Below are 15,492 nucleotides of genomic sequence, written 5' to 3' on the forward strand. Positions count from 1 at the left end.
GGCGGGGAGCGTCGTGTGCTGGATGTGTGCGAGGCGCTTGAGAAGGGCGATTACGAGACGGTCGGCGCCCGCATGTACGAGACCCACTGGGGCATGTCGAAGGACTATGAGGTATCGTGCGAGGAGCTGGACTTCCTGGCCGAGGTGGCCAAGGAGTGCGGCGTTACGGGCTCGCGCATCATGGGCGGCGGTTTTGGCGGCTGTACGATCAACCTGGTCAAGGATGAGTTGTACGATCGCTTCATCGCTACGGCCAAGGAGAAGTTCAATGCCAAGTATGGCCATGAGCCGAAGATCTACGACGTGGTGATCTCCGACGGCTCGCGCCGGCTCTGATTGCAGTCGGGGCGATAACGAAAAAACCGAATCCTCCATCCGGAGGATTCGGTTTTTTCGTGTTTTGCCACCTGTGCGCGGGAGTGATTCCGATGGATGGACCGTTTCCGGATGGTCTTCGGGATGCTCTTCAAGCAGGGCCTGTTCCGGCGGGGCGGCTTCCGATGGCGTTCGGATCGCCCGAGGGCTCACGAAAGGATCTTCTGCAATATCGCCTCGTCGCTGTAGCCGTCGGGTGTCCGGAGCCAGTCGCGTTTGATGCCGATGAGGGTGAATCCGGCACTACGGAACAACCGCATGCTTGCTTCGTTGTCCGTTGCGATGCAACACCAGAGTTGATGCAGCGCCAGCCGTTCGCGGGCGTAGCGGCAGAGGATCGCCAGCGTGTCGGAGGCATATCCCTGCCGCCGGTTCTCCGGTCCGTGGATCAGGATGCCGATGCCGGCGCGTCCGTGGAGCGGGTCGAATTCGAAGAGATCGACCGCACCGACGGCCCGGTTGCCGGCCCGCGTCTCGACGATCAACCGCAACTGTCCCGTGCGGAAGATGTCGCCCTGTTGCTGCGTGAGGATGAACGCTTCGAGCTGTGCCCGTGAGAACGGGGCCGTCGTACCGCTGACCGACCAGACGTCGGTGTCGTTCTCCCAGGCGTAGAGCCGGTCGAGATCCTCCGGTTCCACGGCCCGCAGCCGGACGCTTTCCCCTTCGAGATTCATCAGAGCCCGATCACCTTGTTGCGGATCAGCATGGCAACGCCCCACGCATTGGCGCTCTCGGTCATCTTCGACACGCGGAATTTCGTATCCTTGTAGACCAGGTTGAGCGAATACTTGTTGGTCGCCGACTTGAGCGGGAGCATCAGGTAGTCGCCTGCCGCCGCAAGGTTGCCGCCGACGATCACCGTCTCAGGGTTGAAGGTGTTGATCAGGAAGGCGACGGCCTTGCCGACCTTCTCGCCGGCCTCTTCGATCAGCTCGATCGAGAGGTTGTCGTCGTTCTTCGCCGCATTGATGATGTCGTCGATATGGATCGTCTTCTGCTGGTCGTACTGCTCCTTGAGGATCGTGTTCACACCCCGTTCGATCATGTGGCGCATCTTGTCCTCGATGGCGATGCCCGACACCTCGGTCTCGAGGCAGCCCTTCTTGCCGCACGAGCAGATGATCTCGTTGTCGAAGAAGGGGATGTGGCCGAACTCGCCGGCGAATCCGCTCTTGCCGTAGTAGAGCTTGCCGTCCACGACAATGCCGATTGCCACGCCGCGGCTCATGTGGAGGTAGATCACGTTGCTCTCGTCCTTCGATTTGCCGCACGTGTACTCGGCGTAGCAGCGTGCACGGGTGTCGTTCTCGAGCAGCACGCGGATGCCGATGCGCTCCTCGAGGATATCGCGCAGCGACTGTTCGTTGGTTGTGAAGTACTTGTAGCTGCGGCCCGTATCGGGGTTCACGCGGCCGGTGATGCAGACGCCCAACCCGAGGATCTTGCCCCGGTCGATGCCGCTCTCGGCGATGAACCGTTCGATGTTCGAGCAGATGCGTTCGATGCACTGCGGGCGGTCCTGCAGTTCGAACGTGAAGTCGTTCTCCTCCTTGATGATGTTGTTCTGAAGGTCGGTGATCATGAAACGCATGTTGTCGCGGCCGACGTTCACGCCGGCAAAGTAGATCGCCGAATTGGCCAGCCCGAAGATGTTCGGCCGGCGTCCTCCCGGGGTTTCGACCTTGCCCAGATCCGTGACGATGTTCTCATCGACAAGTTCCTGGACGAGCTTGGTGATCGTCGGAACACTGATGTGCAGCTCCTTGGTCAGCTCCGAGAGCGTGCACTCGCCGTTTACGGCCATGTGCGCGATGATGTTGCGCTTGATGATGTTGTTTTTGTGCGATATGCCCTTGAGGGTTTCGTCCTCGTGTTTGTTGAAAAATTCGGTTAGTGATGCCATCCTGCCTGTCTCATTTTTTTTACTAACTTTGCAAAGATAATAAGAGTGTTTAAAAATAACAACAGGATTTTACGAAATTAATTAAATTTTCTTATTTTAAGAGACAAAACGGGGAACATGCCCATGTTCGGACATGTTCCCCGTTTGTTTATATTCAGGAAAGAGGAAAACCGGGTCTCTCTGCCTGCAGCTCCGAGGGATCAGAGCGTCGATTTCGACTCGACGGCGGCCGATGCGTCCACCTTCTTGATCAGACCCTGCAGCACCGTGCCGGGACCGAGTTCGGTGAACTCCGTGACGCCGTCGGCGAGCATGTTCTTCACGATGTAGGTCCAGCGTACGGGAGCCGTCAGCTGAGCGATCAGGTTGGCCTTGATGGCAGCCGGATCGGTATAGGGCTTGGCATCGACGTTCTGGTAGATCGGGCAGGTCGGCGTCTGGAACGGAGCCTCGTTGATAGCCTTTTCCAGTTCCTGCTTGGCGGGCTCCATCAGCGGCGAGTGGAATGCTCCGCCGACGGGCAGACGCAGTGCACGGCGGGCACCTGCGGCCTTGGCCTTCTCGCAGGCGGCCTCCACGGCCTCTACGGCACCCGAGATCACCAGCTGGCCCGGGCAGTTGTAGTTGGCGGCGACGACCACGCCGTCTATCGATGCGCAGATCTCCTCGACCGTCTTGTCGTCCAGTCCGAGGATGGCGGCCATCGTGCCGGGCTGCGCCTCGCAGGCGGCCTGCATGGCCATGGCACGTTTCGACACGAGCTTCAGACCGTCCTCGAACGAGAGGGCGCCGGCAACGACCAAGGCGGAGAACTCACCCAGTGAGTGTCCTGCCACGGCGTCGGGGTTCACACCGAGCGCCTTGGCCATGATGACCGAGTGCAGGAAGACGGCCGGCTGCGTTACCTTGGTCTGCTTCAGCTGCTCGTCGGTTCCGGCGAACATGATGTCCGTGATGCGGAAACCGAGGATCTCGTTGGCTTTCTCGAACAGCTCCTTGGCCGCCGGTACGTTGTCGTAGAGGTCTTTGCCCATGCCTACGGCCTGAGCGCCCTGACCCGGGAATACGTATGCGTGCTTCATAATTTTCAGCATTTTTTTTGGTTCGCGGGGGCAAAGATACGAATTTATTTTCTATTTTTGTCACATCAAGGTTCGCAAGGAGGCCGGTGGAGCCTCCGCGCGATGAAAAGGGAATGCCGTGAGAATCGGCAGCAGTTCCCGCTGCTGTAAGTCCCTCAATCGTACCGCGACACGTCTCAAGCCACTGATTCCTTGATGGAATTGGGAAGGCGTTGCGGTCGGGACAAGCCAGAAGACCTGCCTTGAGCCTTCCCCCGGGGAAGAATCTTTTTTCGAGCGCATCTGCGGAGAACGGAGCATCGTGGCATTTTGTGGTATTCCACAGAATATTATGGGATCGCATGTCGTAGGGCAGCAGTGTGTGCGGATACATGGTTCTTTTCCGGAGGCCGTGCCGGGACCATTTTTTTATTTTTTTATAAACTTTAATTTCTAACAACCATGAAACATCTTTTGTTTGCACCTGCCATTGCGCTGCTTGCCGCGATGGCTCTCGTCGGCTGCTCGGACGACAACGGCGGAACCGATCCCCGCATTCCCGCGACCTCGGTGGTCGTGGATGTTACGGAGCAGGAGCTCCATGTGGGCGAGACCCTGCAGCTTACGGCTACGCCGATGCCGGCCAATACGACCGACAAGGTGCAGTGGACATCGGACGATCCGGCCACGGCGACGGTCTCCGAGACGGGTCTCGTGACGGCCGTGGCGCTCGGTTCGACCTCCGTCAAGGCCGTTTGCGGCGAGGTGTCGGCCACGTGCGTCATCCGGGTCGTCGAGCCGGATCCGTCTGAACTCTATGACATCATCTCGTTCGAGGAGGAGGAAGGCATGACGGATATCGGCGGACAGAAAGTGACGTTGGGCGACATCGAGGTGGTCGGCGGGTTTGCTGCTGGAGTGCATTCGAATGTCTTTTGGGCAAAACCCTATGCCGAGTACGGTGATCCGGACGGGATCATGGGCCTGACAATCGACCTGCCGCTGTTTACGTCCGACGGAAACGTCTGGTTCGGCTCCTATTATTGCGACTGTACGGGTTGGGGTTCGCAAATGGATACCTGGGGCGGTTTCGTCCTGTCGCGGAACTGCAATACCTCTGCCTCTTCGTTCGATTATGCCGACCAGTTTTCGGTCTATGCCCAATCGGGAGCCAACGGCAGCAAGACCTTTGCCGCAGCCTATTGCAACGGCATGATGGGTGGCGACTATTCCGCTCCGACCATTGTGTTTACTACGACTCCGCGCGAGGTGGCTTATCTCTACATGGCCCCCTCGACGATGCTCTACACCTATTATAAGTATGACTCTTCGGCCGTGGCCGACCGGACGTACAGCTACCGGATCACCGGATGGCTCAAGGACGAATCCGTCGGTACGGTGGATGTAGAACTTGTCAGGAACAGCTCGGTGGCCGAAGGTTGGGTCAAGGTTGATCTTACGTCGCTGGGCGAGGTGGACAAACTGACATTCGCTCCCGAGGGTGTCAATCCCAACAAGGATTTCGATCCGGTTTATTTCTGTCTGGATGAGATTGCCCTCGTGAAATGATCCGTTTTGCCCGAAAAATTGATGTATATGAAACCTTTGAAACATTGTCTTCTCGTGTTGGCCGGAGTAGCCGCATTGACCGCCTGTTCGGACGATGACAGGCAGAAAGGACCCAATCCGGGGACGGATTACGACGTAATCTCATTCGAGACTACTGAAGGGATTGTCAATCCCGAGGGTGGGGCCGTAGCTCTGGGCGAATGTGTACTCGAAGGGGCCACTTCCGGAGGCACGTTCCAGAATCTTTACTGGACGAAGAGTTTTTCCGGCTATGAGGATTACCTCCAGAACGGAGCCTTCAACACCTGGTTGTTCGGAACGTCAGACCAGTCGGTGCGTTTCGGCTCCTACTGGTCCTATTCGAGCTATGGTGACTATTGGGGCGGTTTCGTGCTGAGCGGAAACTTCAGCACGTTGCTCGACACCTATAACTTCGCCAATCAGTTTACCGTTTGGGCCGACAAGGGGGCCAATGCCTCCTCAATCTGCGCCGTAGGGTATGTCGATACCTACTCGGGCGGCTATGCCGTTCCGACGATGGTGCTGAGCAGCGCCCGGGAGGTCGGATATTGCCATCTGGCCCCTTCGGCCATGCTTGCAACCTATACGCCGACGGCTGTTTCCATGGATCAGTTCTGGTTCAAGGTGATCGTGACCGGTTACCTCGGCCAGACCGAGGTCGGGACGGTCGATTGCCTGCTGACCGACCGTGGTGTGACCCAATCGGGCTGGACGAAGGTCGATCTCTCCCGTCTGGGCCAGGTCGATCGGCTGACCTTTACGATCGACTCGAACGATACGGGTGAGTGGGGCGTGAATGCCCCTGCCTATTTCGGCCTCGACGAGATCGGCTTCCCGAAGGAGGAGCAGTAATGCGTGATGTTGCCGCCGGCTCCCGGTTCCTGCCGGGGCCGGTGTGGCAGCAGCACGGCGGATACCGAAAGCGCCGCAACCCGATGAGGGCTGCGGCGCTTTTTCGTTTTGGCCGGAACTGCGGATCAGATCAGGTTGTCGCGCTCGATGTCCTTGAAATAGCGGTAGGTCGATACGCGGAGCTCGCCGGCGGCCGGGTCGTCGCAGATCAGGATGCCGTTCGGGTGCACCTGCAGCGCCGAGATGGTCCACTGGTGGTTGTAGGCTCCCTCCACGCCGTGGCGGACGGCACGTGCCTTCTTGGGACCCGTTGCGAGGATCAGCACCTTCTTGGCCGAGAGTACGGTGCCTACGCCGACCGTCAGGGCCGTTTTCGGCACGAGGTTCACGTCGCCGCCGAAGAAGCGCGAATTGACCTGGATCGTGTCCTGCGTCAGCGTCTTGATGCGCGTGCGCGACTGCAGCGACGAGAAGGGCTCGTTGAAGGCGATGTGTCCGTCCTCGCCGACGCCGCCCATGAACAGGTCGATGCCGCCGGCTTCGAGGATGGCGGCCTCATAGTCGGCACACTCCTTGACCAGATCCTCGGCGTTGCCGTTCAGGATGTGTACGTTCTCGGGCTGGATGTCGATGTGGCTGAAGAAGTTGTTCCACATGAACGAGTGGTAGCTCTCGGGGTGATCCTCGGGCAGGCCCACATATTCGTCCATGTTGAACGTGATGACGTTGCGGAACGATACTTCGCCGGCCTTGTGGCGGCGGATCAGCTCCTTGTAGGTCTCCAGCGGCGTCGAGCCGGTGGGCAGTCCCAGTACGAACGGCGAAGAGGTGTGCAGCGCCTTGTTGCGGATCTGCTCGATGATGTAGTTGGCGGCCCACTGGGCTACCTGCTGGGGGGTGTTTTCGATGATAAGTCGCATGTCGATGAACTTTTTTCGATGAAAGGCCGTGCATCGGCCGCCGGGGCGGACCGACGCACGGTCGTTCGGTTGTTATGGATTAAAACATCTTGACGAAGACCTCGATGGCCTGGTATTCGGCCATGCCGAGCTGGTCGTAGAGACGCGCCGTGTTCTGCGTGCGCTCCTCGGCGCGCTGCCAGAATTCGCGCGGGTCATCGCCCGGGAAGGGCATGATGTCCTTCTGCGAGAGGTGGCGGTAGATGGCGTGCCGCTTCATGATCAGCTCGTCGGGCGAGAGGGGCACGGCCATGTCCACCATGCCGAGATCCCACTCCATCCAGGCGCCGCGGTAGAGCCACAGGTGGCACTCCTTCATCCAGTCGTCGTCCTTGACGACCTCGAGGGCGCCCAGTACGGCCTCCATGCAGGTACGGTGCGTTCCGTGCGGGTCGGCCAGGTCGCCGGCGGCGTAGATCTGGTGGGGCTTCACCTTGCGCAGCAACTCGACGATGATGTTGATGTCCTTCTCGGTGAGCTGGCCCTTCTTGATACCGCCCGTCTCGTAGAACGGGAGGTTGAGGAAGTGGGCGTTTGTGTCGGGATTCAGGCCGAACGAGCGTACGGCGGCGCGGGCTTCGGCGCGGCGGATCGAACCCTTCAGGTCGAGCAGGGCGCGCGGTTCGGGCTGGCCCTTCTTCTTGCCGGCGATGATCTTGCTGACCTCGTCCACATGGTCGCCGTAACCCAGTTCGCGCGAGGTGTCGATGTTTTGCAGCACGACGTCGTCGTGTACGGCCACGTTGCCCGAGGTCTCATAGGCCACATGCACGTCGTGTCCCTGCTGTACGAGGCGGATGAACGTTCCGCCCATCGAGATCACGTCGTCATCGGGGTGGGGCGAGAAGATCACCACGCGTTTCGGGAAGGGCGTCGAGGGCACGGGGCGCGTCGAGTCGTCGGCGTTGGGCTTGCCGCCCGGCCAGCCCGTAATCGTGTGCTGCAGGTCGTTGAATACGTCGATGTTGATGCGGTCGTAGGTGCGGCCCTGTTCGAGCAGCTCGCCCAGCGAGTTCTCGATGTAGTCCTTGTAGGTGAGTTTCAGAATCGGCTTCTTGACCACGCTGCAGAGCCATACGACGGCCTTGCGGACGAACTTCGGGGTCCAGTCGCACGGGCCGACGAGCCACGGCGTCTGTTCGCGCGTGAGCAGCTGTGCGGCGTTCTCGTCGATCACCACCTCGATGTTCGGGTGGGCCTGGAGGTACGATGCGGGAACCTGTCCCGTGATGTCGCCCTCGACGACGCGCTGTACGATGCGTGCCTTGTCCTCGCCCCAGGCCATCAGGATAATCCGGTCGGCGCGCATGATCGTGTCGATGCCCATCGTGATGGCCATCTTGGGCGTGTTCTCCAGTCCGAAGAAGGTGCCCGACTGGATCTTGCGCGTGTTGTAGGTGAGCTGCACCAGACGGGTGCGCGAGCGTGCGTAGGAGCCGGGCTCGTTGAATCCGACCTGTCCGTCTTCGCCGACGCCGATGATCATCAGGTCGATCTCGCGTGCCGCCTGATCGTAGGAGGCGCAGTATTCCGATACCTTGTTTTCGGCGATCGTACCGTCGGGAATGTGGATATTCTCGGGCAGGATGTCGATGTGGTTGAGGAACTCCTCGTGGATGCGGTAGTTGCGGCTCTGCTGCTCGGACGACTTGATCGGGTAGAACTCGTCGAGGCTGAAAACGGCGACGTTGCGGAAGCTGATTTGTCCGGCCTTGTGGCGGCGGACCAGTTCGTTGTAGAGTCCCAGCGGGGTGCGGCCGGTGGTCAGACCCAGCACGAAGGGTTGCATTTCGTCGTAGACGCCGTTCGACGAGTGGGTCTCCTCGTGGTTGCGGATCGCCTTGACAATGGCGTCAGCCACGTACTGTACGCCGAGATACTCGTTTTCGTAGACGTTCGTGCGGATCTTTTCGTAGCGATGGATGATGTCGCGCGGGGCCGATTCCGCAATCAGGCCCCCGTCTTTCGGAAGTGAATACTTGTTGTTCATATGATTTGTTTTTGTTGCGATCATTCTTATTTCATGCAACTTCGCCTTATCATTCGCCGAATCGCACCTGTGCGAAGAATTCCGGGCGGTGGAAGTCCGGTTTTTCGGTGCGGATCGGCTGCCACGAGAGGAAATGCGGGTGCGAGAGTTCGTCGCCGCATTTGAAGAGGTTCATGCGGGCCTCGACGCCGCTCCAGTCCTCGATCCGGTGGCGGAAGAGCGCACGGGGCGGGATGGCCAGTACTACATGCCAGCGGTTGTCGCCCTCGCGCTCGGCAAAGGGTTCGCCGGGCAGCGACGTGCGCCGCAGGATCCCTCCCAGCGTCTCGGGCGAGGCGTGTTCGGCCTCAGTGCGCGATTTGCGGGCGCCGAGCAGCAGCCGTCCGATGCAGGTGGTCTCGAAGTTGTAGTAGAGCCCCTGGTCGGGTGCGATGAAGAACTCCACGCACGAATCGGTCCAGACCCGTCCGTTGTCTTCGGTGACGCGGGCCGCCGTGTAGCGTTCGGCCACGTCGAAGCGCAGCATCAGGTAGTCGCCCGTGTGGAACATCCGGAACGTCACCTCGGGGGCGTAGGGGTACTCTTCGGCCCAGTTGCAGCAGGCGATCCGGCAGGGCTCTATTCCCTCGAACGCCCGGTCTACGGCCGCCGCATCCTCGGGACGGATGCCGTTGATCTTTCGGATTTCCATCATGTCGTTATCTGTATTTTGCGGCCGTCTCCCGGACGATGCGGCACATCTCCGGGTACTGCTCCTCCATGCTCTGCAGCAACTTGTATTGGGCGTGCGTGCGCACGAGGTTGTGATCCGCGTATTTCGTCTTGTAGTACTTGTCTCCGTCGATGTAGTCCATCAGGAAGCGCAGCACCTGTTCGTAGGTGATGTAGCGAGCCGAGAAGGCCAGGTGGTCGATTTCGGCCTGGCAGAGCTGCGGAGCCCGCTGCGAGAGGTAGCCGTCGGTGTAGGCCGCGAACATCTCGATCGACATGCTCACGCGCCCCAGGTCGCGGTCGTCCTCGTCTCCCGTGTTGCAGTAGGAGCGGATGGCGTCGCCGAAGTCGTTGAGCGACGTGGAGTTCATCACCGTATCGAGGTCGATGGCGCACAGGACACGGCCCTCCCTGTCGAAGAGGATGTTGTTGATCTTCGTGTCGTTGTGCGTCACGCGGGTTGGGATCGTACCGTTTTCGACCAGTGCCCAGAATGCGAGCATCTCCTCGCGGCGCGACTCGATCCAGCCGATCTCCTCGGAGAGCTCGCGGCAGCGTCCGGCGGCGTCGCGTGCGATCGCCTCGTCCCACTGTACGAAGCGGTGGCGGATGTTGTGGAATCCCTTGATCGTCTCGGCCAGCGGCTCGGTGAAGTCTGCCAACTGGGCCTGGAACTTGCCGATTCCTTCGCCGCCCTTGCGGGCCAGTTCGGGCGAATCGGCCTTGTTGTAGGCGATCGTGTCGGCGATGAAGACCGTCACGGCCCAGAATTCTCCGGCCTCGTCTTCATAACAGAGTTTTCCGTCATGGGTCGGGACCACGGTCATCGCTTCGCGCATCGGGTCGCCGCCTTCGGCGATGACCTGACGGCGGATGTGCTCGGTGACCTTGCGTATGTTCTCCATCATGGCCGGGACGTCGGGGAAGATCTCCTTGTTCTTGCGTTGGAGGATGTAGTCCGGTGCATCGCCCTGCGTGCGGACGATGAACGTGTCGTTGATGAATCCCTCGCCCAGCGAGTCGATGGAGGCGATGGCGCCCTCGAGTGCGAATTGCTCCGCGATTTTCTTCAAAGCTTCCTTCATGTTGTTTGATTAGGTTGTTTGTGCATATTCGCGCACCATCAAAGGTACTAAAAGGAACGCACAAATGCAACCCGGGATTGTAAAAATCCTGTCTTTCTCATTGAAAGACGGGAAAATGAGAGGCTTCGCACGATGTGTACACCCTGTATGGAATCAGCGTATGCAGCTCGTCAGGAACTTGGCACCGCCTTCGGGTTCGATGCGGAGAGTCCGGGCCGATGCCGGGACGAGCACCGTTTCGCCCTGGTGTACCGGCATCGGGTCGCCTCCGTCGGTGCTGAGGGTGGCGTGTCCGCCCATGCAGATCACCACGAGGAACGAGTCGAGCGACGAAAGGTCGATCGTGCGGGCCTGCGTGAGGTCGTAGAGCGTCGTGGTGAAATAGGGGCACGATACGAGTTCCACGCCGCAGTTCTGCGCCGGGATGTAGTGCGTGCGGTAGTCGGGCAGCACGGTGTAGTCGATGGCCTCCTTGGCCAGTTCGGTGTGCAGCTCGCGGGTGTTTCCGTTGGCATCGCGGCGATTGAAGTCGTAGATGCGGTAGGTGATGTCCGACGTCTGCTGGATCTCGGCGATGAAGGCGCCGGCGCCGATCGAGTGGACGCGGCCGGCCGGGAGGAAGAAGACGTCGCCCGGGCGGATGGCATAGTCGGCCAGGATGTCGGTGATGGTGTTGTCCTCGACGCTGGCGGCGTACTCCTCGGGGGTTACCTGCTTCGAGAATCCCGAGCGGAGGTGTGCCCCCTCGGCCGTATCGACGACATACCACATCTCGGTCTTGCCCTTCGAGTGGTGGCGCTGTTCGGCCAGTTCGTCGTTCGGATGTACCTGGATCGAGAGGTCCTGCTGTGCGTCGATGAACTTGATGAGCAGCGGGAACTCCTCGCCGAAGCGTTCGAAGTTGGCCTTGCCCAGAAGCGCGGCGCCGTGGCGGGCGATCAGCTGCGGAAGCGTCGTTCCGGCTTCGGGACCTTCGGCTACGACCGATTCGTTGCCCTTGACGCCCGAAAGCTCCCAGCTTTCGCCCACCTGTTTCTGGTCGGAAGCGATCTGCTTGTAGGGTACGATCTTCTCGCCGCCCCAGATGGTCGATTTCAGAATGGGTTTGAACTTGTACATGGTTGTGCTATTCGTTTGTTCGTGCTATTGTTTCTGTGCGTCGAGCTGGCTCAGCGCGAAGGCGTAGGCGCCGACCGAGATGGCCTGGCTGGCCCCCAGCTTCGAGATCATGACGCCGATGCGTTTCTGCGGGTCGTAGGCCACGTAGCGGTCCGTACCATAGACCTTCAGGGGACGCTGTGCGCCCTTGGCGAATTCGCGGAACTCCTCCTCGTTGTCCAGGTCATAGACCTGCATCTGCACGCGGTTGAGCTCTTCGCCCTGGATCGTGTGCATCTTGCCGCGCAGCTCCTTCAGCAGGCTCGGCATGATGTACTTGCGGGCTGCCGTGATGCCGCCGCCGATGACGATCAGTCCGTCGATGAGCGTAACGGCCGTAGCCATGGCGTCGCCGGCGATCTCGCCCAGTTCGGCGAATGCCTTTTTGGCGGCTTCACGGTCTCCGGGGCGCGTGCCGTCGGCGATCTCGCAGATCTCCTTGGGCTCGAACGTGTGGTTCACGTCGCCCGAAGCCTCGGCATAGACACGCTTGATGGCGCGCACGGCCACACCCTCCTCGACGATCACATCGGGCATTTTCTTGTGCCGCAGGCAGAAGGTTTCGACGCAGGAGTTGTCGCCGCGGTTGAGGCGGTTGTCCACGACGATGCCGACGCCGAATCCCGTGCCGAAGGTGTATCCGACGAGGTTCCTGTACTTTTTCGGGCTTCCGAGCGCCTCGAGACGGGCGTTTACCTCGGGCAGTGCGCCGCCGAGGGCCTCGCCGTAGGCAAACAGGTCACCGTCGTTGTTGATGAAGACCGGGATGCCGAACTTGGCCTCGAGGAAGGGGCCGAGAGCCACACCTTCGCGGAACGAGGGGAAGTTGGGCAGGTAGCCGCCGATGATGCCGTTCGGATAGTCGGCCGGGCCGGGGAAGGCGAAGCTGATGGCCACGGGTTTGGTGTCGAGTTTGTCGATGATGGCCGTGAAGCCCTCGACCATGGTCGCCAGGCACCGGTCCAGATCCTCGGCATGCGAGGGGAGGGTGATCGGCTCCACGATGAATTTGTTGGCCTGCATGGCGCCGAAGACCAGATTCGTGCCGCCTGCATCGAGGGTGATGACCACCCGGTTGTCGTAGCTGTACATATGTTGCGATGTTTTTCGGTTGATCGTGTTCGGGAGAGGAGTGCCGGGCGGTCACAGCATGTCGGAGGAGTCGGCACACAACCCTCCCGACGCTCTGTCGTCAAGCGCCTCATTTCCGGACACAAAATTATTTAAAAATATCCGGATTATCAAACCCTCCGGTAAATTTTGCGGCGGTTGTCGCTTGCGTGCATGCTGCGCAAACCCGCGCGCGGCGCACGAAATGTAGAGGGTGCAGGATGTGCGGCGATCCGTACACGGATTTCCTTTTTCTCGGGGGAGGGATTTCGGAACGCCGGTGATGCGAAATTTGAGGGATCCGTGCGGTTCGGGTTTCTTGCGATGGGGTGTTGCGGGGAGATTCGTGCGGGGCCGGGCGGATTCGGGAAATTCCGACGGTGGCACGAGTTCGGGAAAGATAAAAAAAGAAAAAGATCCGATTCTTATCGGATCTTTTTCTTTGGTACCCCCCCAGGGGCTCGAACCCTGGACCCCAACATTAAGAGTGTCGTGCTCTACCAACTGAGCTAGAGAGGCATCAATCATTTCCTGATTGCGAGTGCAAAGGTAGCTATAATTTTGATATCTCCAAAAAAAATCGAGAAAAAAATCAAAAAAAAGTAAAAAAAACTGTTTTTTGCCCCTAATTGGACGTTTTCAACCGGTCGCTGTTCCATTCACCGGCAGCTTCGGGATAGATGAACGGACGCTGCTCCGGAAGTTTTTTCATCCGCAGGTAGCTTTCATAAAGGTTGATTCCGTTCGCCGAGCAGGTGGCCAGCGAGAAGGCCACCACCGACGGATGTCCCTGCAGTGTGTAGTAGCAGTTCTCGGCCCGCTCGATGTATGCATCCCTCCAGGCGGGGTTGTTCGACGGGTTGCCGCCCACGCGGCGCGAATCTCCGCTGCGGCGCGTATCCACGGGCGTCTGGGCGATGACATACATGCCGCACGTGTCGCAGGCGGTGAGCATCTGTTCCGATACGGGGCCCGGCAGCAGACGGATGGTGTTGCATCCGGTGCGCCGCAGATCGGCTACCTGTTCGGGGGTGAGGTTGCCGGGCACTTCGCGCGTGCGCAGCGTGACGCTCCGCCCGTTGATCTCCATCGTGCCGTCTTCCTGCATTGCGATGCTGCGGAATCCGATTGGACGGTCGATGTACTCGACGTAGCGTCCTTCGTGCTGCGTCTTGAGCAGCAGTCGGTATTGCGTGGCCCGAGCGTCGCTCCAGAGCGAGTCGTAGGGTATCCGTGCCAGGAACCGTACGGTGTCCTCGCCCCGCATGCCGAGCGTCACGGAGCGGGTGCCGGTCGTGACGGTCTCGCCCGACGGCGAAAGCAGCGTGTAGTGCAGGCGCGAGGTGCGGGGGTTGAGCGATCCGGTCTTGACCACCACGGCCACTTCGGCCGTGGCGTCGCCGTCTTCGCCGATCCGCGTGCGGGAGCGGATGTCGCGGATGCGCAGCGTCGGCTGGCTCATGACCCACGCCTGTCCGATCTCCGGTGCGGGATGCTCCTTCCAGCTCTCCAGCACGGCTGCCGCCGCAGGCTCCGAAAGCACCACTTCGAGGGTGTTGCGTCCCTCCTTGGCGAGCTTCGTGAGATCCACTTCGGCCGGGGCGTTGCCGTCGGCGTTGTAGGCTGCCGTGCGGCCGTTCACGCGGATCTCGTAGTCGCACGATGCCCGCTCGAGGCGGAAGAGCACCTGTCGGTTGATCCAGGCGAACGGTACGGTGAAGTGGGTGGAGAAGGTGTTGCCCTCGCGCGACCATTCGGTGAGCGGCGTGCAGTAGCGGTCTGCCCCGCGGCCTGCGGCCGCAGCCTCTTCGGCCGTGGGGTAGATGCGGATCTCGCTGCGCGGGCGTTCGAGTCCGTACGACGGGATGTACTCCTGCGCCGTGGCGCCGCAGAGGGAAAATAGAGCTATGATCGGAAGGATGCGTCGCATAATTTTCGTATATTTGTCGGGTAAAGATAGGCAATTTTTTCAACAAACACGATGTCTGCACTTCCGAAACTTAACTTTCCGCCCATCCGGCTCCGTGCGCGGCGGCGCGGCGGCGGAGAGGAGGTCGAGATCTGGGACCCCGTCCGGGGCATCTACCTCGTGCTGACTCCCGAGGAGTGGGTGCGCCAGCATCTGATCGCCTATCTGGTCTCGCATTGCGGCGTTCAACCCACGCGCATCGTCGAGGAGTATGCCGTGCCGCTCAACGGGCAGCCCCAGCGTGCCGACGTTGTGGTCGTGGGCGACGATGCGCGGCCGTTGCTGCTGGCTGAATGCAAGGCTCCCGGTGTCAGCATCGGACGGCAGACGCTGGCGCAGGCCGTACGCTACAACTCGGTGCTGGCGGCGCGCTACCTCATCCTGACCAACGGGCTGACGCACTACTGCTGCGAATGGCGCGACGGAACGTATGTCCGTTGCGGCTCCTTCCCGGACCTTACGGCCGGTTAGTCCGTTCCGGGCCTGCGGCGCATGTCCGTCCTCTCTTTGAGGGGCTTTTCAGAGGTTTTTGAAGTGGCGGTCGATGTAGTTTTGGAATGCCTCCTTGTAATTCTCCCCGATAGGGACATATTCCGTGTCGCTCAGGAAGATGCGTCCCCGGACGTAGGACCTGATCGCCCGCAGGTTCACGATGTACGAGCGGTGGACGCGCATGAACTGCTCCGAAGGAAGGGCTGCCTCCATGTTCTTCAGGCGGAAGAGCGT

15 protein-coding genes, 1 tRNA gene and 1 riboswitch (1 of these 17 running past the window's edge) are annotated in these 15,492 nt (G+C 60.3%); of the genes, 4 read left to right on the forward strand and 12 right to left on the reverse strand.

Annotation, left to right across the window (positions count from 1 at the left end; genetic code table 11):
- Positions 1-336: the 3' end of a galactokinase gene (gene galK / locus QZL63_RS09085; RefSeq protein ID WP_022309000.1), read on the forward strand. The gene continues 819 nt to the left of window position 1, outside the view; 336 of the gene's 1,155 nt are visible here — the last part of the coding sequence; its start codon lies beyond the left edge, outside the window; its stop codon occupies positions 334-336.
- 188 nt (positions 337-524) lie between these two features.
- Here galK and QZL63_RS09090 read toward each other — a convergent pair whose 3' ends face one another.
- From QZL63_RS09090 to fabD, 3 genes are all read right to left on the reverse strand, one after another.
- Positions 525-1,052 (reverse strand): GNAT family N-acetyltransferase, encoded by a 528-nt coding sequence (locus tag QZL63_RS09090; RefSeq protein ID WP_022309001.1) that lies wholly within the window; start codon positions 1,050-1,052, stop codon positions 525-527.
- Positions 1,052-2,281 (reverse strand): ROK family transcriptional regulator, encoded by a 1,230-nt coding sequence (locus tag QZL63_RS09095; RefSeq protein ID WP_022309002.1) that lies wholly within the window; start codon positions 2,279-2,281, stop codon positions 1,052-1,054. The genes QZL63_RS09090 and QZL63_RS09095 overlap by 1 nt, the downstream gene beginning before the upstream one ends.
- 200 nt (positions 2,282-2,481) lie before the next feature.
- Positions 2,482-3,363 carry an ACP S-malonyltransferase gene (fabD, locus tag QZL63_RS09100; RefSeq protein WP_022309003.1) on the reverse strand — a complete coding sequence of 294 codons (882 nt, stop codon included), beginning with the start codon at positions 3,361-3,363 and terminating at the stop codon, positions 2,482-2,484.
- A gap of 51 nt (positions 3,364-3,414) precedes the next feature.
- Positions 3,415-3,622: riboswitch (cobalamin riboswitch) on the forward strand.
- A 182-nt stretch (positions 3,623-3,804) separates the two neighbouring features.
- Between fabD and QZL63_RS09105 the strand changes: the two genes are divergently transcribed.
- Positions 3,805-4,911 (forward strand): DUF4465 domain-containing protein, encoded by a 1,107-nt coding sequence (locus QZL63_RS09105; protein ID WP_022309004.1) that lies wholly within the window; start codon positions 3,805-3,807, stop codon positions 4,909-4,911.
- 27 nt (positions 4,912-4,938) lie between these two features.
- Positions 4,939-5,784: a DUF4465 domain-containing protein gene (locus QZL63_RS09110; RefSeq protein ID WP_290586658.1), complete on the forward strand. Its 846-nt coding sequence runs from the start codon at positions 4,939-4,941 to the stop codon at positions 5,782-5,784.
- Positions 5,785-5,909: 125 nt separating this feature from the next.
- Here the strand turns inward: QZL63_RS09110 and nagB are convergent, their stop codons facing one another.
- The 8 genes from nagB to QZL63_RS09150 all read right to left on the reverse strand — a co-directional run bounded on the left by nagB (position 5,910) and on the right by QZL63_RS09150 (position 14,727).
- Complete coding sequence (gene nagB, locus QZL63_RS09115) at positions 5,910-6,704, reverse strand: glucosamine-6-phosphate deaminase (RefSeq protein ID WP_022309006.1); 795 nt, start codon at positions 6,702-6,704, stop codon at positions 5,910-5,912.
- A 79-nt stretch (positions 6,705-6,783) separates the two neighbouring features.
- Positions 6,784-8,733, reverse strand: coding sequence for a 6-phosphogluconolactonase (locus QZL63_RS09120; protein ID WP_022309007.1), 1,950 nt, complete (start codon positions 8,731-8,733; stop codon positions 6,784-6,786).
- A gap of 49 nt (positions 8,734-8,782) precedes the next feature.
- Positions 8,783-9,424, reverse strand: a complete 642-nt coding sequence (locus QZL63_RS09125; protein WP_290586674.1) for a carbohydrate-binding family 9-like protein — start codon at positions 9,422-9,424, stop codon at positions 8,783-8,785.
- A gap of 7 nt (positions 9,425-9,431) precedes the next feature.
- A complete protein-coding gene (locus tag QZL63_RS09130; RefSeq protein WP_022309009.1) occupies positions 9,432-10,529 on the reverse strand; it encodes a phosphotransferase enzyme family protein in 1,098 nt (365 codons plus the stop codon).
- Positions 10,530-10,682: 153 nt separating this feature from the next.
- On the reverse strand, positions 10,683-11,648 hold the full coding sequence (locus QZL63_RS09135; RefSeq protein WP_022309010.1) for a type I phosphomannose isomerase catalytic subunit: 966 nt from the start codon (positions 11,646-11,648) through the stop codon (positions 10,683-10,685).
- A 24-nt stretch (positions 11,649-11,672) separates the two neighbouring features.
- Positions 11,673-12,779 carry an ROK family protein gene (locus QZL63_RS09140; protein WP_022309011.1) on the reverse strand — a complete coding sequence of 369 codons (1,107 nt, stop codon included), beginning with the start codon at positions 12,777-12,779 and terminating at the stop codon, positions 11,673-11,675.
- A 461-nt stretch (positions 12,780-13,240) separates the two neighbouring features.
- Positions 13,241-13,316: transfer RNA gene (locus tag QZL63_RS09145), tRNA-Lys, on the reverse strand.
- Between the two features lie 106 nt (positions 13,317-13,422).
- Positions 13,423-14,727, reverse strand: a complete 1,305-nt coding sequence (locus QZL63_RS09150; protein WP_022309012.1) for a glycoside hydrolase family 2 TIM barrel-domain containing protein — start codon at positions 14,725-14,727, stop codon at positions 13,423-13,425.
- 51 nt (positions 14,728-14,778) lie between these two features.
- Here QZL63_RS09150 and QZL63_RS09155 point away from each other — a divergent pair, with 51 nt between their 5' ends.
- A complete protein-coding gene (locus QZL63_RS09155) occupies positions 14,779-15,237 on the forward strand; it encodes a type I restriction enzyme HsdR N-terminal domain-containing protein (protein ID WP_022309013.1) in 459 nt (152 codons plus the stop codon).
- 48 nt (positions 15,238-15,285) lie between these two features.
- Here QZL63_RS09155 and QZL63_RS09160 read toward each other — a convergent pair.
- The coding region (locus QZL63_RS09160) for a LytR/AlgR family response regulator transcription factor (protein WP_290586661.1) at positions 15,286-15,492 on the reverse strand (207 nt) is incomplete at its 5' end.

The sequence above is a fragment of the Alistipes sp. CAG:268 genome (assembly GCA_000434235.1).
GTDB lineage: Bacteria > Bacteroidota > Bacteroidia > Bacteroidales > Rikenellaceae > Alistipes > Alistipes avistercoris.

Coding starts and splice junctions, on each gene's coding strand:
- QZL63_RS09090 (WP_022309001.1), bottom strand. CDS start 1,052: ATGAATCTCGAAGGGGAAAGCGTCCGGCTGCGGGCCGTGGAACCGGAG.
- QZL63_RS09095 (WP_022309002.1), bottom strand. CDS start 2,281: ATGGCATCACTAACCGAATTTTTCAACAAACACGAGGACGAAACCCTC.
- fabD (WP_022309003.1), bottom strand. CDS start 3,363: ATGAAGCACGCATACGTATTCCCGGGTCAGGGCGCTCAGGCCGTAGGC.
- QZL63_RS09105 (WP_022309004.1), top strand. CDS start 3,805: ATGAAACATCTTTTGTTTGCACCTGCCATTGCGCTGCTTGCCGCGATG.
- QZL63_RS09110 (WP_290586658.1), top strand. CDS start 4,939: ATGAAACCTTTGAAACATTGTCTTCTCGTGTTGGCCGGAGTAGCCGCA.
- nagB (WP_022309006.1), bottom strand. CDS start 6,704: ATGCGACTTATCATCGAAAACACCCCCCAGCAGGTAGCCCAGTGGGCC.
- QZL63_RS09120 (WP_022309007.1), bottom strand. CDS start 8,733: ATGAACAACAAGTATTCACTTCCGAAAGACGGGGGCCTGATTGCGGAA.
- QZL63_RS09125 (WP_290586674.1), bottom strand. CDS start 9,424: ATGGAAATCCGAAAGATCAACGGCATCCGTCCCGAGGATGCGGCGGCC.
- QZL63_RS09130 (WP_022309009.1), bottom strand. CDS start 10,529: ATGAAGGAAGCTTTGAAGAAAATCGCGGAGCAATTCGCACTCGAGGGC.
- QZL63_RS09135 (WP_022309010.1), bottom strand. CDS start 11,648: ATGTACAAGTTCAAACCCATTCTGAAATCGACCATCTGGGGCGGCGAG.
- QZL63_RS09140 (WP_022309011.1), bottom strand. CDS start 12,779: ATGTACAGCTACGACAACCGGGTGGTCATCACCCTCGATGCAGGCGGC.
- QZL63_RS09150 (WP_022309012.1), bottom strand. CDS start 14,727: ATGCGACGCATCCTTCCGATCATAGCTCTATTTTCCCTCTGCGGCGCC.
- QZL63_RS09155 (WP_022309013.1), top strand. CDS start 14,779: ATGTCTGCACTTCCGAAACTTAACTTTCCGCCCATCCGGCTCCGTGCG.